The 19,967-nt window shown below is 70.0% G+C and carries 21 protein-coding genes; 9 read left to right on the plus strand and 12 right to left on the minus strand.

Translation table 11 applies throughout. The annotated features are described in order from the left end of the window. The first annotated feature begins 53 nt into the window (after positions 1 to 53). From E6C64_RS10025 to E6C64_RS10045, 5 genes are all read left to right on the plus strand, one after another. Positions 54 to 1,241: an ABC transporter substrate-binding protein gene (locus E6C64_RS10025; protein WP_199241008.1), complete on the plus strand. Its 1,188-nt coding sequence runs from the start codon at positions 54 to 56 to the stop codon at positions 1,239 to 1,241. 72 nt (positions 1,242 to 1,313) lie between these two features. Further along, a complete protein-coding gene (locus E6C64_RS10030; protein WP_136427351.1) occupies positions 1,314 to 2,069 on the plus strand; it encodes an SDR family NAD(P)-dependent oxidoreductase in 756 nt (251 codons plus the stop codon). A gap of 88 nt (positions 2,070 to 2,157) precedes the next feature. Further along, the gene (locus E6C64_RS10035) at positions 2,158 to 3,519 is read left to right on the plus strand and encodes an FAD-binding oxidoreductase (protein ID WP_136427352.1); all 1,362 of its coding nucleotides are present in this window, start codon (positions 2,158 to 2,160) and stop codon (positions 3,517 to 3,519) included. Continuing rightward, the gene (locus E6C64_RS10040; protein WP_136427353.1) at positions 3,516 to 4,319 is read left to right on the plus strand and encodes a creatininase family protein; all 804 of its coding nucleotides are present in this window, start codon (positions 3,516 to 3,518) and stop codon (positions 4,317 to 4,319) included. Before E6C64_RS10035 ends, E6C64_RS10040 begins: the two co-directional genes overlap by 4 nt. Continuing rightward, complete coding sequence (locus E6C64_RS10045; RefSeq protein ID WP_136427354.1) at positions 4,316 to 4,942, plus strand: pyridoxamine 5'-phosphate oxidase family protein; 627 nt, start codon at positions 4,316 to 4,318, stop codon at positions 4,940 to 4,942. Before E6C64_RS10040 ends, E6C64_RS10045 begins: the two co-directional genes overlap by 4 nt. Before the next feature lie 94 nt (positions 4,943 to 5,036). Here E6C64_RS10045 and E6C64_RS10050 read toward each other — a convergent pair whose 3' ends face one another. From E6C64_RS10050 to E6C64_RS10070, 5 genes are all read right to left on the minus strand, one after another. Further along, positions 5,037 to 5,444 (minus strand): DUF6855 family protein, encoded by a 408-nt coding sequence (locus E6C64_RS10050; RefSeq protein ID WP_136427355.1) that lies wholly within the window; start codon positions 5,442 to 5,444, stop codon positions 5,037 to 5,039. A 108-nt stretch (positions 5,445 to 5,552) separates the two neighbouring features. Continuing rightward, positions 5,553 to 6,422, minus strand: a complete 870-nt coding sequence (locus tag E6C64_RS10055; protein ID WP_136427356.1) for a sugar phosphate isomerase/epimerase family protein — start codon at positions 6,420 to 6,422, stop codon at positions 5,553 to 5,555. 145 nt (positions 6,423 to 6,567) lie between these two features. Then, positions 6,568 to 7,941: an amidohydrolase family protein gene (locus tag E6C64_RS10060; protein WP_136427357.1), complete on the minus strand. Its 1,374-nt coding sequence runs from the start codon at positions 7,939 to 7,941 to the stop codon at positions 6,568 to 6,570. A 52-nt stretch (positions 7,942 to 7,993) separates the two neighbouring features. Further along, entirely contained in the window at positions 7,994 to 8,614 is a 621-nt protein-coding gene (locus tag E6C64_RS10065; RefSeq protein WP_136427546.1) for a class I SAM-dependent methyltransferase, read from the minus strand. A 10-nt stretch (positions 8,615 to 8,624) separates the two neighbouring features. Next, positions 8,625 to 9,740 carry a methylenetetrahydrofolate reductase C-terminal domain-containing protein gene (locus tag E6C64_RS10070; protein ID WP_158437824.1) on the minus strand — a complete coding sequence of 372 codons (1,116 nt, stop codon included), beginning with the start codon at positions 9,738 to 9,740 and terminating at the stop codon, positions 8,625 to 8,627. Positions 9,741 to 9,915: 175 nt separating this feature from the next. On the opposite strand from E6C64_RS10070, the gene allB reads away from it, so the two are divergent. The 4 genes from allB to E6C64_RS10090 all read left to right on the plus strand — a co-directional run bounded on the left by allB (position 9,916) and on the right by E6C64_RS10090 (position 13,415). Next, complete coding sequence (gene allB, locus E6C64_RS10075; RefSeq protein ID WP_233255553.1) at positions 9,916 to 11,265, plus strand: allantoinase AllB; 1,350 nt, start codon at positions 9,916 to 9,918, stop codon at positions 11,263 to 11,265. A 42-nt stretch (positions 11,266 to 11,307) separates the two neighbouring features. Beyond that, positions 11,308 to 11,883, plus strand: coding sequence for a GNAT family N-acetyltransferase (locus E6C64_RS10080; RefSeq protein ID WP_136427360.1), 576 nt, complete (start codon positions 11,308 to 11,310; stop codon positions 11,881 to 11,883). Between the two features lie 117 nt (positions 11,884 to 12,000). Further along, positions 12,001 to 12,909, plus strand: a complete 909-nt coding sequence (gene pucL / locus E6C64_RS10085; protein WP_136427361.1) for a factor-independent urate hydroxylase — start codon at positions 12,001 to 12,003, stop codon at positions 12,907 to 12,909. Beyond that, positions 12,906 to 13,415 carry a nucleoside deaminase gene (locus E6C64_RS10090; protein ID WP_136427362.1) on the plus strand — a complete coding sequence of 170 codons (510 nt, stop codon included), beginning with the start codon at positions 12,906 to 12,908 and terminating at the stop codon, positions 13,413 to 13,415. The genes pucL and E6C64_RS10090 overlap by 4 nt, the downstream gene beginning before the upstream one ends. Positions 13,416 to 13,534: 119 nt before the next feature. Here the strand turns inward: E6C64_RS10090 and E6C64_RS10095 are convergent, their stop codons facing one another. The 7 genes from E6C64_RS10095 to E6C64_RS10125 all read right to left on the minus strand — a co-directional run bounded on the left by E6C64_RS10095 (position 13,535) and on the right by E6C64_RS10125 (position 19,857). Next, positions 13,535 to 13,825, minus strand: coding sequence for a hypothetical protein (locus E6C64_RS10095; RefSeq protein WP_136427363.1), 291 nt, complete (start codon positions 13,823 to 13,825; stop codon positions 13,535 to 13,537). 152 nt (positions 13,826 to 13,977) lie between these two features. Beyond that, the gene (uraH, locus tag E6C64_RS10100) at positions 13,978 to 14,310 is read right to left on the minus strand and encodes a hydroxyisourate hydrolase (RefSeq protein ID WP_136427364.1); all 333 of its coding nucleotides are present in this window, start codon (positions 14,308 to 14,310) and stop codon (positions 13,978 to 13,980) included. Continuing rightward, positions 14,307 to 14,840, minus strand: coding sequence for a 2-oxo-4-hydroxy-4-carboxy-5-ureidoimidazoline decarboxylase (gene uraD, locus E6C64_RS10105; RefSeq protein WP_199241010.1), 534 nt, complete (start codon positions 14,838 to 14,840; stop codon positions 14,307 to 14,309). The genes uraH and uraD overlap by 4 nt, the downstream gene beginning before the upstream one ends. 138 nt (positions 14,841 to 14,978) lie before the next feature. Further along, positions 14,979 to 15,854 carry a MurR/RpiR family transcriptional regulator gene (locus E6C64_RS10110; protein ID WP_136427365.1) on the minus strand — a complete coding sequence of 292 codons (876 nt, stop codon included), beginning with the start codon at positions 15,852 to 15,854 and terminating at the stop codon, positions 14,979 to 14,981. Then, the gene (locus E6C64_RS10115) at positions 15,851 to 17,119 is read right to left on the minus strand and encodes an allantoate amidohydrolase (protein WP_136427366.1); all 1,269 of its coding nucleotides are present in this window, start codon (positions 17,117 to 17,119) and stop codon (positions 15,851 to 15,853) included. The genes E6C64_RS10110 and E6C64_RS10115 overlap by 4 nt, the downstream gene beginning before the upstream one ends. Before the next feature lie 30 nt (positions 17,120 to 17,149). Next, a complete protein-coding gene (locus tag E6C64_RS10120) occupies positions 17,150 to 18,349 on the minus strand; it encodes a pyridoxal-phosphate-dependent aminotransferase family protein (protein WP_136427548.1) in 1,200 nt (399 codons plus the stop codon). A gap of 224 nt (positions 18,350 to 18,573) precedes the next feature. Continuing rightward, positions 18,574 to 19,857 carry an MFS transporter gene (locus tag E6C64_RS10125; RefSeq protein ID WP_158437825.1) on the minus strand — a complete coding sequence of 428 codons (1,284 nt, stop codon included), beginning with the start codon at positions 19,855 to 19,857 and terminating at the stop codon, positions 18,574 to 18,576. Between the last annotated feature and the right edge of the window lie 110 nt (positions 19,858 to 19,967).

The raw sequence follows: 19,967 nt of genomic DNA on the forward strand, positions 1-19,967 counted from the left end.
CCCTCCGGATCAGGTCCCTCGCGGCCTGATCCACCCACAGAAAGAGGAATGCGATGCATTCGAAGTACAGGCGCGCGGCTGCTGCCGCAGGCATGATCGTCACCGTCGCGGCGCTCGCGGCGTGCTCCAGCGGGACCCCGTCGGACGACTCGTCGAGCGCGGCCGCCGACCTCACCATCGGCTCCGTCGACCTCGCGGCCGCAGGCTGCCCCGCCACCATCGTCATCCAGACCGACTGGAACCCCGAGGCCGAGCACGGCCATCTGTACGAGATGTTCGGCGACGACTACACCGTCGATGCCGACAAGAAGTCCGTGTCCGGCCCGCTCATGTCAGCCGGCGAGTACACGGGCGTCAACCTCGAGGTCCGGGCCGGTGGCCCCGCCATCGGCTTCTCGACCGTGTCCAGCCAGATGTACCAGGACGACTCGATCACCCTCGGCTACGTCACCACCGACGAGGCGATCCAGCTCTCCGGCACCACGCCGACCACAGCCGTCTTCGCGCCTCTCGACAAGAGCCCGATCATGGTCATGTGGGACCCAGACACCTACAAGAGCGTCTCTGACGTCACGGACCTCTCCGACCAGCTCAAGGCGAGCGGCGGCGTGTGGCGCTACTTCGCCGACTCGGCGTACATGGCCTACCTGATCGGCAGCGGCCAGGTCGACGAGAGCGTCACCGACTCGAGCTACGACGGCACCCCGGCCAACTTCGTCGCGGCCGACGGCAAGGACGTGCAGCAGGGCTTCGCGTCGGCGGAGCCGTACCAGTACGAGAACGAGGTCACCGACTGGGGCAAGAAGGTCGACTACTCCCTCGTCGCCGACGCCGGCTACAGCGTCTACGCGTCTGCCGTCTCCGTGCGCAACGACGACCTGGCTGGCCTCTCCGACTGCCTGAAGGCATTCGTGCCGGTCATGCAGCAGGCCGAGGTCGACTACTTCGCCGAACCCGCCACCGCCAACTCGCTCATCCTGGATCTCGTCGACCAGTACGACACTGGCTGGGTCTACAGCCAGGGCCTCGCCGACTACTCGGTGAAGACCATGATCGACCAGGAGCTCGTCTCCAACGGCGGCAACGACACGCTCGGCGACTTCGACGCCGACCGCCTGTCGGAGCTGTTCGACACCGCCCTGCCGATCTTCACGGACGGCGGAGCGGAGATCACGTCCGGACTCACGGTGGATGACATCTACACCAACGATTTCATCGACGATTCGATCGGCCTCAAGTAGCCGATCGGAAGCACCCGCACCACCAGCACCACCCGCACCACCAGCACCACCGATGACAGGAACACACGCACCATGACGGCACTCCCGGTGACGACCGCGCGACTCGAAGGTCTGCGCGCCATCGTCACCGGGGGCGCCCGCGGGATCGGCGCCGACATCGCCCGGCGGTTCACCGCCGAGGGCGCCCGGGTCGCGATCCTCGATCGGCTCGACGACTGCGGCATCCAGGTCGCCGAGAGCATCGGCGGCCACTACCTGCACACCGACCTCGCCGATGCGGACGACGCCAGCCGCGCCATGGATGACGCGATCGACCGTCTCGGCGGAGTCGACATCCTCGTCAACAGCGCCGGCGTGCTCAAGAAGGGCCCGCTCTCCCTCACCACGGTCGCCGAATGGGACACCGTCTTCGCGATCAACGTCCGCGCCATGCTCATCACCATGCAGCGCGCCTCCGCATGGATGCTCGAGAGCGGCGGCGGCAAGATCGTCAACATCGCCTCGATGGCCGCCAAGACCGGCGGTGCCGACGAGGGTGCCTACGCCGCCTCGAAGGCCGCAGTCGTGGCGCTCACCCGGGTGGCCGCGCTGGAATGGGGCTGCCATCGCGTCACCGTCAACGCCATCTGCCCCGGCTACGTGCTCACCGAGATGGGCGCCGACACCCGCACCGAAGCGGATGTCGCAGCCTGGTCGGCCCTCTCTCCGCTCGGCCGGCTCGCCGACCCCCGCGACGTCTCGGCCGTCGCCGCCTTCCTCGCATCCTCGGATGCGGACTACCTCACCGGCCAGGCGATCAACGTGACCGGCGGCATGATCATGCACTAGTCGTGCCGTTGCGTGCCGTTCCCGACCGTTCCCAGCCGTCCCCCGACCCACCCGATCCGCCCGGTCCCGTCCTTCGAGGAGAACCACCATGACCGACACCAGCACCAGCACGAGCCCGGAAGCCATCGCTGCCGCACTCCCGATCGTCGAGCTCGAGCACGAGCTGCGCGGCATCCTCGGCGACCGTGGGGTGAGCAACGAGCCCCGGGTCCGTGAGCGCGCCAGCGTCGACGGCGCGTGGATGTCTCCCATCCTCGCGGCCCAGCTGCCGCTCGGCCTCGCCGATCTCGTGGCCTTCCCCACCTCCGCGGAGCAGATCGCCCAGGTCGTCGGCGCCGCCGTCCGACACGGCATCGGCGTCACCCCGCGCGGCAAGGGCACGGGCAACTACGGCCAGGGCATCCCGCTGCACGGCGGTCTCGTGCTCGACATGTCCCGCGCGCGCGCCATCGTGGAGGTCGGCGATGGCTTCCTCACCGCCGAGGCGGGTGCGCAGATGGTCGCCATGGAGCAGGCCGCATGGGCCACGGGTCAGGCGCTCTGGATGTACCCGTCGACCATGCAGTCGAGCATCGGCGGCTTCCTCTCCGGCGGCTCCGGCGGAACCGGCACCATCGAGCACGGCTCCAACGACCAGGGCTACGTGATCGCGCTCGACGTCGTGCACGCCGACGGCAGCGGCGAGCTGATCCACGTCGAGGGGGACGAGGCGCAGAAGTACGTGCACAACTACGGCACGGCGGGCATCATCGCCCGCGCGACGGTGCGGCTCGAGCCGCTGCGCGAATGGCGCGGCCTCTACGCCAGTTTCCCCGACTTCCCGTCGGCGCTGTCGGTGCTGCGCGAGATCGGCCGGCTCACTCCCCCGCCGCGCCTCGTTTCGGCGGACAACCCCAGGATCTCCGCCGCGCTGCCCCCGGACGACGCCATCCCAGCCGGACGGGCCAGCATGCGCTCCATCCTGTCCACCGACACCATCGATGCGGCAACCGCGCTCATCGAGGGCGCCGGCGGCAGGGTCGAGGACATCCGCGAGGGACAGCAGGTGAGCTCCCGGATCTCGATGCTCAGCTACAACCACCCCATCGAGTGGCTGCAGAAGGCGACCCCCACCCCCACCTTCCACGTCGAGGTCGGGGGCGACGCGCTCGTCGAGCGGATCGCCGAGGTCGAAGCGGTCTACCCCAGCGGCGCGCTGCACATCGAGGCGGGTCACAGCGTGCCGATCGGCATGCTCGCCGGCGACTACGAGAGCCCCGAGCAGGTCTACGCGGGCATCGCGGCGCTGGGCGCACTCGGGGTCGGAGTGCACAATCCCCATCAGTGGAACGTCGACTTCGAGGTCGAGCGCACCGTCGAACTGGCCAAGGTGACCGATCCGAAGGGCCTGCTCAACCCCGGCAAGCTCAATCCGGAGTACGCCGGTCCGCGAAAGGGTGCGATCAAATGACCCGACTGCTCGCCGAGCTGCCCGGATCCGCCGTCGCCTCCACGCTGACGTCCGAATCGATCCTCGTCGTGCCGGTCGGGGCGATCGAGCACCACGGGCCGCACCTGCCGCTGATGACGGATGCGCTGATCGCCGAGTCCGTCGCCACCGCCGCCGTCGGCCGCGGTGCCGAGGCTGGGCTCGACGTCTGGCAGCTGCCGACGCTCGCCATCACGAAGTCCGACGAGCACCACTGGGCGCCGGGGACACTGTGGATCACGGCCGACACCCTGATGTCCGTGCTGCGGGACCTCGGCCGATCGATCGCCGCGACCCGCGCGAAGAAGGTCGTATTCCTCAACGGGCATGGCGGCAACACCGCTCTGCTCCAGGTGGCCAACCGCGAGCTGCGCCGGCTCTACGGGCTGCAGACCTTCTCGGCGCCCGCCGGACGCGTCGGCGCCGGCAGCGGATCGGATGGCGAACCCGACGAGTTCGGCATGGGCATCCATGCGGGCTACGGGGAGACCTCGATCGTGATGCACCTGCGACCCGACCTCGTGCACGAGTCGCTGTTCGAGCGGAACGTGCCAGAGCACCTCGCCTCGTTCTCGCAGATCGGCTTCAACGGCTACCCGGTGAGCTTCGGCTGGCTGTCCAACGACTTCGGTCCGAGCGGCGTCGTCGGAGATCCCACAGGGTCCAACGCGGTCGCCGGCGCCGCCATGTTCGATCGCAGCGTGACCCTGGCCGTCGAGGCCCTCGAGGAGATCAGTCGGTTCAGCCCACGTGCTCCGAGCCCTTCCTCCGGCACATCATGAGCGTCGCCGACGGGGTCATCGTCGCCGCGGGTGCGGCGCCGCACTCGGCCAATGTCTCGGGTGACGCGCTCGCTCTGCTGAGCGAGTGGCTGCCGAGCAACTCCGATCCCGCTCGCCCGCAGATCCAGCTCGCGACCGTCGACGCTGACGGTCGGCCCGACGTGCGCACCGTGCTGCTCAGCGAGTGGTCGACGGAGGGGTTCTATTTCCACACCGATTCGCGCAGCCGCAAGGTCGCGGACCTGCGTGCGAATCCGGCCGTCGCGATCGAGGTCCTGTGGCCCGGCTTCAGCCGTCAGCTGGTGATCCGCGGCTTCGCGGAGCAGGCCTCGAACGAGGAGGAGGCGGACGCCTACGCGCGCCGCTCGCCCTACCTGAAGCAGCTGGCCTGGCAGAACACCGCCGAGCTGGCCGCTCGACCCGTCGCCGAGCGGGAGTCGACCTGGACGTCGTTCGCGTCGGACAACGACATCGCGAGGATCGACGCACCGCCGACCTGGATCGGCTTCCTGGTGCGCCCCGACCGCCTCACCTTCTGGGAGTCGAACCCGACGGCCCCGAGCCACCGCGTCGAGTACGCCCTGGAGTCCGGCGACTGGACCGAGCACCACCTGCCCGGCTGACCTCGAGCTCGGCGCTCCTCCGGGGTACAGATTCTTACGTTCCGGCCCAATACCTACGAAATTCCGGGCACATCCGCCGGTTTCGTAGGGGAACTCACAGGCCGATCGCTCGCACCCTGTTGTTGCGCGCGTCATGGGTGAGCTCGACATATCCGAGCGACTCGAGCAGCGGCGGCAGGTACATGCCGAAGCGGCCGCGGTAGCCCTTGCGCAGTCCGTACCAGCCGCCGACCGGATTGGCTTCGCTGCGGCCCCAGGCCTCGACGGATCCGTCCGGCGCCGACTTCTGCTCATCCGCGGCGCCGAGCGGCACCCAGTCGCCCTGCTCGACGAGCCAGGCGCGCAGGTCATCGATGGCGCTCGCGTGGTACTTCAGCGTCGTCGAGCCGACCTGGCAGATCAGCGTGGGCGGATCCGCTGACGGGTCGAGGTACATCGTGTACTCGGACGAGCCGGGAGCCGTCACCAGCTGCCACGGATCGTCCTTCGTTCCTGCGGGCATGCTCGCTCCTCCGTGCCGGTCTTCTGGTGAGACTATGTGCTCCAAAGCGGCGGATACCTACGGAAATTCGTAGGTATCCGGCCGGAACGTAGGAACTTGTACCCCGGGTCAGAGGGAGCGCAGGTGACGGAGGGAGAAGAGGGTGCTCTCCGTGCGGTTGGGGAGGTCGGGGACGTCGACCTCGATGATCAGCCAGCCGGCGAATGACGGCGGGAGCGCGGCCAGCACGCCCGCGAAGTCGACCTCGCCGCGGCCCGGCTCGGTCCACACATGCAGACCCACCGTGGCCGTGTCGTAGTCGGCTCCCTCGGCGGTCGCCGCGGCTGCCCGTTCGGCGTGGAAGTCCTTCGCGTGCACCCCGCCGACCCGGTCGGCGTAGTCGCGGATGATGGCGACGGGATCCGAGCCGGCCCAGCCTAGCTGCGCGGTGTCCGGCCCGAAGCCGAGGGCACTGCCGGCGGACAGGTCGAGCACCTGCCGGACCTCCTCGTCGGTCTCGATCCACGACGAGATGTGGGAGTGCAGGAGTCCCCACACGCCCTCTGCGGCGAAGACGTCGGCGACCGCCATGAAGTCGTCGGCGATGCGCGCGACCCGATCCGCGTCGGGATCGAAGCCGACGCCGGGGTGGGCGAAGCGCTCCGGCGGGAGGTCCGGGCCGAGGAAGACCTCGGTCAGGCCGAGGCGGGCATGCTGATCCGCCTTGCGGCGGGCCGCGTCGAGAGCGGCCTGGTCGACGACGCCCGGCACGCCGAAGAAGCCGGGAGCTGCGGAGAAGCCGTGCCGCTCGGTCGCCGCGACGAATGAGCCGAGCTCCATCCCGTCGGGCAGATCGGCGCAGATGCCCTGGATCCCAGAGTTCTCGAGATCGCGCATGCTCGTCTCGAGCCCGAGGATCTGGCGGGCGGGCATCCCGAGGTTGGCCGTCCACTGCTCGGTCCAGGGCAGGGGGTTCAGTCCGATCCGCAGCTGCGTCATGGCACCAGGCTATTGCCGCCCGCCGAGCGCGGTGGGTGCAGCCGAGCGCGCAGCTCGCGCGGTCTGCAGCACCGAGCGCGGTGGGTGGACCGACCGCGCGGGGTGCCAACGGCCGCGCGAGGGCCGCGCGAGGGGGCGGGAGGCATTACTGCGGGTGGCCGTGCTCCTGGGCGATGCGCGGCAGGAACTCGTGCAGCCGCCGCGAGGCCTCAGCGGCCAGGGGATTCGTCGATGCGCCGTTCTCGTTCACGAGGCGCCCGCCGATGTAGACGGCGGCGAGGTTGCGCGGGCCGCAGGCGAGCACGTAGCTGCGGATCGGGTGCCAGAGCGGGCCGATGTCAGGCTTGCGCGGATCGACGACGAGGAAGTCGGCGAACTTGCCGACCTCGAGGCTGCCGACGCGGTCCTGGATGCCGAGCACGGTCGCGGAGCCGAGGGTGTGCAGGCGCAGCATCTCCTCGGGCATCATCGACAGCGGATCGCCCGTCTGCGCGCGCAGGCTGTACATCCCGATCCGCATGTTCTGCCACGGGTCGGAGATGTCGGTGCAGGCCTGATCGTCGAGGCCGACCCCGATCGTCATGCCCTGCTCGCGCATGGTGGCGATGTCCGCGAACCCCGAGGCGAGCCGGCCGTTCGAGCCCGGCTGCCAGGACATCCCCGATCCGCCCGCTGCGGCCTCAGCGATGATCTCGGGCGTGGTCTGGATGAAGTGGCCGAAGATCAGGTGCGGCCCGAGAGCCCCTGCGTCGCGGTAGAGCGCGAACTTGGCCCGCTGCAGCTCGACCTCCTCGCGGGTCTCGAGGAAGTGCGCCTGGTTGATGATGCCGAACCGGCGCATGGCCCGCACCTCGAGCTCCGCCGCATCGGAGCGCTGCGACCACTGGACCGACCCCGAGATCGCGGCGCCGAGCATCCGCTCCGGGTCGAGGCGGGCGCTGTACTCGACCACCTCGCCGAGCCGGTCGAGGATCTCGTCGTCCGTGCCGATCGCATCATCGAGCCCGGTGGCGTTGACGAAGCGGATCCCGCTGTCGATCTTGCCGTCGATCTGCCGCAGCTGGTGCTCGATCGGACGCAGCGGCGCCACGGCGGAGCGCTGTCCGTCGACCATGTCCTGCCAGGGGATGCGCGGATCGGTGAAGTCGAACGCCGAGGTGACGCCGTTGCCGATGTAGTCGAGCGAGCCGTGCAGGGTGCACCAGTAGAACTCGTCGGGCGTCGCGTGGTTGAGCAGGCTGAACATCGCGCTGCACCAGCCGTAGAGCGTCTGATCGACGCCCAGGCCGCGAGCGCCGCTCGTGAACAGGTGGCTGTGCGAGGAGACGAAGCCCGGCGCGACGAACGAGCCCGCGACATCGAGCACCTCTGCGTCCGGATCCCAGATCGGCTCGCCGTCGCCGAGCGCCGCGATGCGGCCGTCGACCACGTGCATCCAGCCGTTCTCCACATACGCGGGAAGGGAGCCGGTGGGCTCGGCCATCGTGATCAGACGGGCGTTGAGAACGAGCAGACGCAACGGTCCTCCTCGGGTTGGGAACGGACGATCGGATAGACGACCGTGCGGACGATCAGACGGTGGGTCCATCGGCCGCAGGAGCGGCACGCCGAGCGACGAGGACCGCGTCGATGGCCGGACGATCCGCGCCGCCGACCTCGCGCAGCTTCCGTCCCACGGTCTGGATCTCGAGGGACTCGGCACCGGCACGCAGGAGATCCTCGGTGTAGAGGATCCCGGGCTCCTGCGGACCTCCGACGCCATGCGCGATGTTGTCGCGGTGATGGCCGATGACGGCGAGGGTTCCGCCCGGCGCGAGCCAACCGGCCGCGCGCGCGAGCAGCGTGGTGAGAATCGGCTCGTCGAGGTGCAGATAGCTGAGCAGGACCAGATCGAGCGGCCCGGATGGCGTCCAGCCGGCCGCATCCGCGGTCGTCCAGACGACGGACAGACCCAATCCCTCGGCCCGCTGGGCGCCGCGCGCCAGACCGACGGCCGAGAAGTCGACCGCCTCGACGGTCCAGCCGCGCGAGGCCAGCCACAGCGCATTGCGGCCTTCGCCGGCTCCGAGATCCACCGCGCGCCCCGGCGGGAGGTCCTCCAGGGTCTCGGCCACCCAGGCGTTCGGCTCGACCGACCAGACGGGCGCGGCATCCGCCGCCGCGTAGCGGGAATCCCAGTCGCCGCTGGTCATGCTGTCCACGTCACGCCCTCGAATCCGCGATGCCGATGCCGATGCCGTTGCCGCGGCCGCTGCTGACGATGCCGATGCGCTCGGAGATCTCGGCGAGCGCCTCCGCGTAGACCAGCTCGTCCGAGCCGCCGGCCCCGCCCGAGAGGTTGACCCCGTCCATCCCCGCCTCCAGGAACTCGAGTGACATGCGGACCGCGGCGTCGATTCCTGCTGACCGCGGATCCGCGGCGGACACTATGCCGTCCAGATACCCCTCGGGAAGCACGAGGGTGGTGAAGCTCGCCAGGAGAGCGGCGCTCTCGAGACTCACCACGATCGGCACACAGGCGATGAACCGGGCCTCTCCGCCGAGCCCGCGCACCTCGTCGACGAAGACCCGAGCGGGCCCGGCTCCCCCGCAGTGATTGATGAAGCAGACCTCCGCTCCGGTGCGCAGCTTCTGCACGAGCCGACCGGCGCGGTGCTCGACGGGAGGGGTGAGCGGTGATTCGCCGACCGAGACGAGATGCCCTGCGGCCACGGCGAGCGCGGCGACCTCGGTCGAGTCGAGGTCGAAGACGGGAGCGGCATCGGGGCGACCGCCGGTCATCGTGTGATCGCCGGTCACGCAGTGCACCGCACCGGTCGGCACATCGGCCAGGCCGGCGAGCTCGCCCTCGATCGCCACCCGATTGCGGTCGCGGCAGTTCAGTCCCGTCCACGGCGTCAAGCCTGCGTCCTTGATCAGGCGAGCGCGATAGGCGGGCGGGAACTGTACGCGCTGGTCGCCCGAGTCTCCCGCGAGCACCGCATCGGCCGTTCCCCGCAGGATCGAGGCCACCTCGCGGATGGACGCGCCGGACATCGGCCGTGCGGGCAGATCGGAGACGAGGATCGGCCGCGAATCCATCAGCGCGCGCATCCGCACCGCCTCGGAGGTCGCGGTCGTCGCGGAGGCGACCGGAGTGCGGCGATCGATGCCGTCCCAGCGGACGACGGGCGCGTCGAGGAAGACGCAGCGGAAGTCGCCGACCTCGCAGGTGCCGTCGAAGTCGACCCCTCCGCACGGCCCGTACTCCATCTGCTTGGGACAGCCCGGCTCCGAACCGGAGGCGACCCGATGATCGGCGAGCTCATCGATCGACATGGATCCCTCCTCCGTGCGTGCGGTGCGTGCGGTGCGTGCGGTGCGTCCGCGAAATCTGCCGGACGCATGCCGCTGATTGAATGCCGGTGTTCGAACTGCTGTGTTCGAACAGTAATGGGGCCGTGTTTCGGGCAATGTCTCGCACCAGGAACGGTCCTCGGCCCCCCGCGGACGGATGGACAGCATGACCGACAGCTACGACCTCGTGATCCGCGGCACGGTGCTGCTCGAGGGCGCGTTCCGCCCGGCCCAGGTCGCCATCGTCGGAGACTCCGTGGTCCGGATCTCCGACGCCGCGGATGAGGATCTCGAGGGGGCGGAAGTCCGAGTGCTCGCGGATGACGAGCTGCTCCTCCCCGGCATCGTCGACACCCACGTGCACATCAACGAGCCGGGCCGCACCGAATGGGAGGGCTTCGCCACCGCCACCCGTGCGGCCGCGGCCGGTGGCGTCACCACCCTCATCGACATGCCGCTCAACTCGATCCCGCCGACCATCAGCGTCGCCGCGCTCGAGGTGAAGCGGGCTGCCGCGGCGGAGGGATCGGCGGTCGACGTCGGATTCTGGGGAGGCGCCGTGCCCGACTCGCTCGGCACCCTCGAGCAGCTGTGGGATGCGGGGGTCTTCGGCTTCAAGGCATTCCTCTCCCCGAGCGGCGTCGACGAGTTCCCGCACCTGTCCCGCGAGCAGCTCTTCCAGGCGCTCGAGGAGATCGCCGGCTTCGGCGGACTGCTGATCGTGCACGCCGAGGACCCGGCCGTGCTGGACCGATCCGCCAATGACGGCGGCGTGAACTACCCGCACTTCGTCGAGTCGCGACCTCCCGAGGCCGAGCTCGATGCGATCCGTTCGGTGATCGACGGTGTCCGTGCGACCGGCGCCCGCGCGCACATCCTGCACCTTTCGAGCGCTGCCGCTCTGCCGATGCTCGCGGCCGCGAGGGCCGAAGGACTCCCGATCACGGTCGAGACCTGCCCGCACTACCTGTCGCTCGACGAGGAGCACATCCCCGACGGCGCCACCCAGTACAAGTGCTGCCCGCCGATCCGCGACGCCGCGAATCAGGACGCGCTCTGGCAGGGTCTGCTCGACGGCACGATCGACTTCATCGTCACCGACCATTCCCCCAGCACGGCGGAGCGCAAGTTCGCGGGCGATGGCGACTTCCAGGTCGCATGGGGCGGCATCGCCGGCCTGCAGCTCGGTCTGCCGGCCGTCTGGACCGCCGCGCGCAGCCGCGGCATCCCGCTCGAGCGCGTGGTCGGCTGGATGTCGACCGCGACCGCCGCGTTCGCCGGGCTGGACGGCAAGGGCGCGATCGTCGAGGGCGGTCGCGCGGACGTCGTGGTCTTCGCCCCCGAGGCGCCGCTGCACGTCGACGCGGCGAAGCTGCTGCACAGGAATCCGGTGTCGGCCTACGACGGCAAGGACCTGCGTGGCGTCGTGCGCAGCACGTATCTCGCCGGTCGGATCGTGGATCCGACGTCGGACGCGCATCCGGGTCGCCTGCTCTCCCGCTCCTGACACGCGGTCCGGCGCGGCCGGCGCACCGAGCAGAATCGACCCATGCTCCGTCTGCCCTTCCGCCCGTCCCTCCCTCTCGAGACCGAGCGGCTGCTGCTCCGTCCGCTGACCTCCGCGGACACGGACGCCCTGCTGGCCTACCGGTCGGATGAGGAATCCTGTCGGTACCTGCCGTTCCCGCCGATGGATCGGACGGAGATCGACCGCAGGCTCCGGGAGCAGTGGGGACGGGTGACCTTCGACGGTCCCGAGCAGAACATCACCCTCGGCGTCACGCTGAAGAGCACTGGCGAGCTGGTCGGCGACGTCGTGCTCTTCCTGCATTCGCCGACGAGCCGCACCGGCGAGATCGGCTACGTGCTGCATCCGAACCAGGTCGGCAGCGGATACGCCAGCGAGGCGGCGACCGCACTGCTGCGAGTCGCCTTCGACGAGCTCGGCCTGCACCGGGTGGTCGGTCGGCTCGACGCCCGCAACGACGCCTCCGCACGTGTGCTCGAGCGGATCGGCATGCGGCAGGAGGCGCTGCTCCGCGAGGACGAGTGGTTCAAGGGCGAATGGTCGTCCACGCTCATCTACGCGATCCTCGAGCAGGACTGGGCGGCACGCACCCGATAGGCAGGATCGGCAGGGCAGCGGCCGACCGGCGCTCCCGAGCCCGCAATTCCCGCGCGCAATTCGCGCCGCAATTCGAAGGAAACACGGTCGACACACGCGCCTGGAAGACTTCCGCGCATGGCAATCGTGCTGGGACCCAACCAATACGGCAAGGCGGAGACGCACCTCGTCCGCATCGTGCGCGACAGCCCGCGGCACGAGATCACCGACCTCAATGTCTCGAGCGCGCTGCGCGGCGACTGGTCCGCCGCGCACCTCGAGGGCGACCAGTCGGCGATCCTGCCGACCGACACCCAGAAGAACACCGCGTACGTCTGGGCGAAGACCCACCCGGTCGACCCGATCGAGGACTACGGCCTCTCCCTCGCCCATCACTTCGTGGACGACGTCGAGCCGGTGGTCGGGGCACGGATCGAGATCGAGAGGTTCGGCTGGATCCGCGCGACCGTCGACGGCTCCGAGCACGATCACACCTTCGTGCGGACGGGACCGGAGATCCGCACCGCCGCGATCACCGTCGGCCCCGACGGCGAGCACGTCATCCAGGGGATGAAGGACTTCGTCATCCTCAAGTCGACCGAGTCGGCGTTCAAGGACTTCCTCGTCGACGAGTACACGACCCTCGCCCCGACCGAAGACCGGGTCATGGCGACCTCGCTCGTCGCGAAGTGGCGGATCAGCGGCGACTCGCTCAGCGAGGGTGGCATCGACTGGAACGCGATGTACGAGGGGGTGAAGGCGGTCATGGTCGCCCAGTTCGCGACGCTGCACTCGCTCGCGCTGCAGCAGACGCTGTGGAACATGGGCCGGGCGGCGCTCGAGGCGTATCCCGAGATCGCGGAGCTCAAGCTCTCGGCTCCGAACAAGCACCACTTCGTGGTCGACTTCAGCAGGTTCGGGGTCGAGAACCAGAACGAGGTCTTCCACGCCGACGATCGTCCCTACGGCCTCATCCAGGCGGATGTCGTCCGCGACGACGCCCCGCCCGCCGGTGATGCGTGGCGCAGCTACTCGGGGCTCGTATGAGCGCCCCGAGCGTCCCCGGATCGGCCGCGCTGCCGGCCCCGGACGACGCGCGCTGGCTCGAAGCCGCAATCGCGCTCGCCGTGCAGAACGTGGCCGACGGCGGCGGCCCGTTCGGCGCCGTCATCGTCCGGGACGGCGAGCTGCTCGCCGAGGGTCAGAACCGGGTCACCCGCGATCTCGATCCGACCGCGCACGCCGAGGTGCAGGCCATCCGCGCGGCCTGCCGGATCGTCGGGGACTTCTCGCTGACCGGGACGACGCTCTACACGTCCTGCGAGCCCTGCCCGCTCTGCCTGTCCGCAGCGCTGTGGGCGAGGGTGGATCGGGTGGTCTTCGCGGCGGATCGTGACGACGCCGCACGCGGCGGCTTCGACGATCGCGAGTTCTACGAGCTGTTCGCGAAGGACCGGTCGGAGTGGACGCTCCCGATCGACTCCGTGCGTCCGGACAACGCCCCGGCGCCGTTCGACGCGTGGCTCGCGCACGCCGCCCGCACGCACTACTGACGGCGCGCTGAGTCCGATCAGAACGGGCCTCGATACGGCGCTGGCGCGCCTATTCCACCAACGGAGGATCGGACGGCGTCGATACGCTGGCGCGCCTGCGCGACCGACAGGACGAGGGGTCAGACGGCCTCGGAGCGGACGACCCGGCAGGGCTGCAGTGACAGCTCCGTCGGGCACATCCAGTAGCCGTCTGCGTCGTCGCCTCGGTCCACGGCCGCCTTGAAGCAGACCTCGCAGACCGAGTGGTCGATCAGGTGGTCGCCGTCACCCTGCAGGGACGGGTCGGGCGGCTCCCGGAGGATCTGCACGAGCTGGACCGGAGGGATCAGCGGAAGATGCCTCCTGAACTCGTCCAGCTTCTCCAGGCGCTGCTCCACGCCGTGCTCGATGACGTCGACGATCCTGACCATGCATTCGCTCCTCGTGCCCAGTTCACGTGTTGCCTGCTCCTCTATGCATACGCGGCCGGATCGCGCGCCGACACCCCTTGCGGCGCGTCGACGGCCGTTGTACGCGAACGTCACAGGATGCAGTGGGGGCTCGAGCCCCTTCTTCGCGGCGGTCAGCTGCCGCGGTAGGTGGAGTACGCGAACGGGCTGAGCAGGAGGGGCACGTGATAGTGCTCCGGCCCGGTGATGGAGAACGTGATCACGACCTCGGGGTAGAACGAATCCCGCTCCGCGTCGTCGAAGTAGTCGCCCGTGGCGAAGGTCAACCGGTAGGCGCCCGGCTCGAGCCTGGCGGGGCCGAGGGTGCCGATCCGGCCGTCGGCGTCCGTCGCTCCCCCGCCGACCTCGCGCCAGCCGTCGGCGGTGTGCCGGTCGAAGACGACGGCGATCCCCTCTGCGGGGCGACCGAGCGCTGCATCGAGGACGTGGGTGGTGACCTGGCTCATGCGCCCGCTCCCGAGTCGCTGCTCGTTTCGGAGTCGCCGGTCGTCTCGGTGTCCGCGAACAGGGTGCGCAGACGGAGCTCCATGATCTGTCGGAGCTGCTCGCCCGCCTCGTCCGCCTCGGCTTCGGGGTCGTTCTTCAGTCGCCGCTGCAGCTCGTCGAGGATCTCCTGGCGGGATCGGCCGGCCGCGCGGATGAGGAAGACCCGGTCGAAGCGCTCCTCGTAGACCTTGTTCCCCCGGGCGATCGCGGCATCGACGCCCTCGTCCGCTGCACCGAGCCCCGCCTGCTCGCCGTGCGACAGCGTCTGCGACGCCCCTACGCCGATCGGCTTCTCGCCGATGCGGGGATGGTGCGCGACGGCCTCGTCGAGCTCCTCGTGCGGCAGCGGAGTCGCGCTCGCCCGTGCGAACTCTGAGAGGGTGGCGACCGACTCGAACGGGCCGGCGGCGATCACGTCGTCCACCCAGCGGCGCACGCCGAGCGCTGCGGTCAACCGCTCGCGCAGTTCGGGCTCGGGGAGGTCGATCACGGCACACCTCTCGGTCGTCGGGGACCCGTCCACTGTATCGGCCGGGCACCATCCCGCCCCGGGCGCATCGAAGTCGGCGGGCAAGCCGACGTGGATTTGCCCGTGCGAACTCGACGTGCCCGTGCGGCGAGCCGACGGTCAGGAGGTCTCGAGCTCGCCGAGGCGCGCATAGGACGACGTGATGGCGGCGACCCGAGCGCGCCCGACCGCTCCCGCCGCGGTCAGCACCGACCCCGCCAGCACGCTGATCAGGCTCATGGCGGCCGCGTAGCTGTCGAACGGCGACGCGGACTCGATCGGGCACTCGATGACCCAGTCGAGCGCGGCGCCGTGTCGCCGTCCGGTCGGATCCGTGATGAGCAGCGCCCGAGCTCCGGATTCCACGACCGCCGCCACCATCTGGGCGAAGCGATCTGGACGTCGGCGGAAGCCGATGAGGATGACGACGTCGCCGGCGCCGAGCCCGGCGATCTCCTCGGAGATCGACTGGCCGGGCTGCGGGCCGAGCATCACCTCTTCGCGGACATGCGCGAGCTGCTGGCGGAGCTGGAGGGCGACCGGCGCGGCCGAGCGGAAGCCGACCACCAGCACGCGATCGGCGGCCTCGACGGCGGTCGCGACCGAGCTCAGGAGCGCAGGGTCGAGTCCTGCGTAGAGCCGCGCGAGATTCTGCTGGTCCAGCCGCAGCTGAGCGTCCAGCTCCGTTCCCATCCCGGTCTGCGCGGCGTCGACTGAGCCGAGCGCGACGGGGATGCCGCTGCTGCGCTCAGCCCGCAGCAGATCGCGCACCTCGTGCGATCCCGAGAATCCCAGACGACGGAAGAGCCGCGAGACCGTGGCCTTCGAGACGCCCGACAGCTGAGCGAGCTCGGTGGAGTTGTAGAGGGCGACGGAGTCCGCACGGTCGCGGATCAGATCGGCGACCCGCTGCTCCTGCGGCGAGAGGGTCGCGTAGGCCGAAGCGATCCGCTCGGTGAGCCCTGCACCCGCCTCGACGGTTCCCGCGGCGGTCACGCCGCCCTGCTCGGGTAGCCGTCGGCGACCGCCAGCACCGCGGCCTCGAACGCGTCGAGCGCCGCGGCGACATCGTCCGGGGTGACTGTCTCATCGGGGTGATGGCTGATGCCGTCGTTGCCGCAGCGGAGGAACAGCATCGCGAAGCCGGTGACGGCCTGCACCGCCATGCCGTCATGACCCGCGCGGCTCCAGAGGATCGTCGGATCGGCGTCGCCGGTCGCCCGGATGCCGGTCTCGACCGCGGCGCGGAGCAGCGGATCGCAGACCACCGCGTCGGCCCGGTAGAACTCGTCGACCTCCCAGCCGAGCCCCCGCTCGGCGCAGACCTGCAGGGCGAACTCGTCGATCCGCTCCCACGCCGCGTCGCGGTCGGCGTCGAATTCCGCGCGGAGGTCGAGCGAGAAGCGGGCGCGCCCGGGAACCACGTTGACCCCGCCGGGAAAGGCGCGCACCCGGCCGACGGTGCCGATGGTGCCGGTCTGCTTCGCGATCCTCTCGATCTCGACGATGATCTCGCTCGCGCCCACCAGGGCGTCGCGACGTCGTGCATAGGGGGTGCCGCCGGCGTGACCCGCACGGCCGGTCACGGTGAGCGCGAACCGACGGGCGCCCGCGATGGACGACACGGCGGCGAGTGCGCGATCGGCGTCCAGCAGATGCGGGCCCTGCTCGATATGCGTCTCGAGGTACCCCACCAGCTCCTCCGGTGCGCGGGCGGCGTCGCGGATGGCCGCCGGATCGAGACCGAAGTGTTTCGCGGCGGTGCGCATCGAGACGCCCTTGCGATCCTCGATCTCCCACCAGGCGTCATCCCAGGACCCGGCGAATGCGCGGCTGCCGAAGAGAGCGTTGCCGAAGCGGGTGCCCTCTTCGTCGGTGAAGCCGATGACCTCGAGCGCGAACGGCAGCCTGCGGCCGCTGCGGCGGATGCGGTCGACGACCTCGATTGCGAGCATCACGCCGAGCATGCCGTCGTATCGGCCCGCGTCGGTGACGGTGTCGAGATGGCTGCCGAGCACGAGGGCGGGCAGGTCGGGCTCGGCGCCCTCGAGTCGTCCGCACTGGTTGCCGATGGCGTCCTGCCAGGTCTCGAGTCCGGCTTCGCTCATCCAGGCCGCGGCGAGCGCATTGGCCACCTTGTGCTCGGCCGAGAGGTGGATGCGCTCGATGGCGCCCTCGAGGGAGCTGATCCGGGCGAGCGCCTCGCAGTGCGCGAGTGCACGAGCCGCTCCCGGAGCGACGGTGGTCGGGCCGTGCTTCACAGCGACGCCCCATTCACGCGGCGGCTGCTCTCACGCCGCATCGGAGTAGACGTCCTGGGCGGCTCCGGTTCCGCCGCCGGCGGTCAGCGTCACCCCGGCTCGACGCAGCACGGCCTCGAGCGCCGCGAGGGTCGTGAGCACCGTGTCCTTCCGGGCGTTGTAGCCCATGGTGCCGATCCGCCAGACCTTGCCGTGCAGCGGACCGAACGAGGTGCCGATCTCGATGCCGTAGTCGTTCAGCAGCTCGGCGCGGACGGCGTCGCCGTTCACTCCGTCCGGGATGTAGACGGCCACGACGTTGGTCATCTTGTGGGCGAGATCGCCGAAGATCGTCAATCCCAGGCCGGTGAGCCCGGCGAGCATCGCCGAGCCGTGCAGTGCGTGTCGAGCGATCGTCTCGTAGAGGCCCTCTTCGAGGATGATCCGGGCGCACTCGCGTGCGCCGTAGAGCATCGTCGTCGCCTCGGTGTGGTGGTTGAGCCGCTTCGGTCCCCAGTAGTCGAGGATCATCGCGAGGTCGAAGTAGTTGCTGCGGATGCGCTCCGCGCGCACCTCGCTGTCCGCGTCGCCCGGATCCAGTGAACGCAGCCCTGCTTCGATGCTCTTGCGTGACTCGATGACCGCGACCGCGCGCGGGGAGAGCGTGATCGGCGCGCTGCCGGACGGACCGCCGAGGCACTTCTGCAGACCGCCGGTCACCGCATCGAGCCCCCAGGCGTCGGTCTCGAAGCGGTTGCCGCCGATGGAGGCGGTGACATCCGTGTAGAACAGCACATCGTGCGCTCGGCAGATGGCGCCGAGCTCGTCGAGCGGCTGCGCGACGGTGGTGGAGGTGTCGCCGTGCACGACGGCGAGCAGCGTGGGCCGCACCTCGAGGATGGCGGCCTCGATCTGCTCGGGCGTGAAGACGGTGCCCCACTCGGTCTCGATCGTGTGCACCTCGGCTCCGCAGCGCTCCGCGATCTCGACGAGCAGATGCCCGAATCGGCCGAAGACCGGGACGAGCACGCGATCGCCGGGGCTGAGCAGACTCACCAGGGCTGCCTCGATGCCGGCACGGCTCGTGCCATCCACCAGCAGGGTGGCCTCATTCGCGGTTCGGAAGACCCCCCGGTAGAGCTCCTGCGTCTCGGTCATGTAGGCGGTCATCGAGGGGTCGTACTGTCCCACCAGCTGGGCCGACATGGCACGGAGCACCCGCGGGTCGGCATTGATCGGGCCCGGGCCCATCAGCAGGCGGGCGGGCGGATTGATCGGCAGAACGGCCACGTGATCCTCTCGGGCAATGAAACAGCTGTTTCACGACCGCATCCTACGCAACAGATGTTTCAGCCACGTTTCGCCTGACGCTGACGGGGCCCGTACCAAATCAAGGAGTTCTTCGATCTGAGGGCCCTGGATCCGCATGAAGAGACGGGCGAACGAAGAGATCTCCTTGACTTGGTCAGGCGGGGTCAGGCGATGGCGCCGACCCAGCGGCGGATGCCCTCGCCCGCCACGGCGAGCAGGACGACGGCGAGGCCGAAGGCGGTGGCGACGAGGTAGCCCTGAAGCGGGCCCTCGGCGTCGAGCATCGCGCCCGCGAGGGTCGCTCCCGCGGTGACCCCGATGCCGAGACCCGTCGAGGGATAGGCGAGGGCCTCCGTTGCGCGAGCCGGCGGTGACCTGTGCTCGACGAGGGCGAGACCTGCCACCACCATCGGTCCGACGACGAGGCCGAGCACGAAGCTCGCGGCCAGCAGCAGCATGCCGCTTTGGGTGGCCGGCAGCAGCACAGAGAGCACGCCGAGCAGCGCGGCGGCGACGAGGTAGCGCCGCCGCATGCTGATCCGGAACCGCAGGACACCGAACACCGTCGATCCGATCGCCATGGAAAGGCCGAGGATGCCGATCAGGGTGCCGCCCAGCACGGGGACGCCGACGTCGGCGGCCCAGCCGATGGCGGTCACGTCGAAGGCGCCGAACAGGCCGCCGATCGCGACGAAGGCGAAGCTGACCGGTAGCACCTCGACGGGCGGGAGCACGTCGCGGAGCGTCCGCTTCCGAGTACGTCGCGGCGCTCTCGGCGGCTCCGTGCGCGTCTGGACGAGCAGGATGACCGCGCCGACGACACCGAGGAGCAGCGCGACCGCGAGCCCGGCGGCCGGGTGGACGGACGCCGCCAGCAGGGTGACGACCGGCGGCGCGACAACGAAGGCCGACTCGTCGGCGACGGACTCCAGCGCGAACGCGGTGTGCACCCGCTTCTGGTCGACGAGCGCCCTCCAGCGCGCGCGGACCGCCGAGCCGAGATCGGGGGCGGATGCTCCGGTCAGCGCGGCGGACAGGAACCAGAGCGGGCGCGGAGCATCGACGGTCACGACCACGATGAGCATGGTCGAGGTGAGGATCAGGGCGATGAGCGAGAGCGCCAGCACCCTGGCCTGGCCGAAGCGATCCATCGCCGCCGACCAGGCCGGCCCCGAGACGGCGAGCAGGAGCACGAGCATCGAGGCGACGAGTCCCGCGGTCGCGTAGCTGCCCGATTCGGCGGACACCAGCAGGACGACACCGAGCGAGAGCGTCGCCCGCGGGTACCGGCCGAGGCCGCCCGCCACGTAGAACGCCGCGGCACCGGGCAGGCGCAGCAGCGCGGAGTACGGGGACAGGAAGGATCCGCGCGACTCATCGGAATGGCCGAGATCGGTGCGAGGGTCGACGCGAGGGTCGACGTTGACGTCGGAAGTTGGGCGGGCCACAGGGGTCTCGCTCTTCTGGTCGGTCGAAGGGGGACGGCTCCCACCGGCTATCGCCGACCCCTCCATGCTACGTCGGAGGCTCCCTCGCTCGGTCAGCTGTCGCGGATCAG

Source organism: Naasia lichenicola (genome assembly GCF_004801885.1).
Taxonomy (GTDB): Bacteria; Actinomycetota; Actinomycetes; order Actinomycetales; family Microbacteriaceae; genus Naasia; species Naasia lichenicola.

Coding starts and splice junctions, on each gene's coding strand:
- E6C64_RS10025 (WP_199241008.1), top strand. CDS start 54: ATGCATTCGAAGTACAGGCGCGCGGCTGCTGCCGCAGGCATGATCGTC.
- E6C64_RS10030 (WP_136427351.1), top strand. CDS start 1,314: ATGACGGCACTCCCGGTGACGACCGCGCGACTCGAAGGTCTGCGCGCC.
- E6C64_RS10035 (WP_136427352.1), top strand. CDS start 2,158: ATGACCGACACCAGCACCAGCACGAGCCCGGAAGCCATCGCTGCCGCA.
- E6C64_RS10040 (WP_136427353.1), top strand. CDS start 3,516: ATGACCCGACTGCTCGCCGAGCTGCCCGGATCCGCCGTCGCCTCCACG.
- E6C64_RS10045 (WP_136427354.1), top strand. CDS start 4,316: ATGAGCGTCGCCGACGGGGTCATCGTCGCCGCGGGTGCGGCGCCGCAC.
- E6C64_RS10050 (WP_136427355.1), bottom strand. CDS start 5,444: ATGCCCGCAGGAACGAAGGACGATCCGTGGCAGCTGGTGACGGCTCCC.
- E6C64_RS10055 (WP_136427356.1), bottom strand. CDS start 6,422: ATGACGCAGCTGCGGATCGGACTGAACCCCCTGCCCTGGACCGAGCAG.
- E6C64_RS10065 (WP_136427546.1), bottom strand. CDS start 8,614: ATGACCAGCGGCGACTGGGATTCCCGCTACGCGGCGGCGGATGCCGCG.
- E6C64_RS10070 (WP_158437824.1), bottom strand. CDS start 9,740: ATGTCGATCGATGAGCTCGCCGATCATCGGGTCGCCTCCGGTTCGGAG.
- allB (WP_233255553.1), top strand. CDS start 9,916: ATGGACAGCATGACCGACAGCTACGACCTCGTGATCCGCGGCACGGTG.
- E6C64_RS10080 (WP_136427360.1), top strand. CDS start 11,308: ATGCTCCGTCTGCCCTTCCGCCCGTCCCTCCCTCTCGAGACCGAGCGG.
- pucL (WP_136427361.1), top strand. CDS start 12,001: ATGGCAATCGTGCTGGGACCCAACCAATACGGCAAGGCGGAGACGCAC.
- E6C64_RS10090 (WP_136427362.1), top strand. CDS start 12,906: ATGAGCGCCCCGAGCGTCCCCGGATCGGCCGCGCTGCCGGCCCCGGAC.
- E6C64_RS10095 (WP_136427363.1), bottom strand. CDS start 13,825: ATGGTCAGGATCGTCGACGTCATCGAGCACGGCGTGGAGCAGCGCCTG.
- uraH (WP_136427364.1), bottom strand. CDS start 14,310: ATGAGCCAGGTCACCACCCACGTCCTCGATGCAGCGCTCGGTCGCCCC.
- E6C64_RS10120 (WP_136427548.1), bottom strand. CDS start 18,349: ATGGGCCCGGGCCCGATCAATGCCGACCCGCGGGTGCTCCGTGCCATG.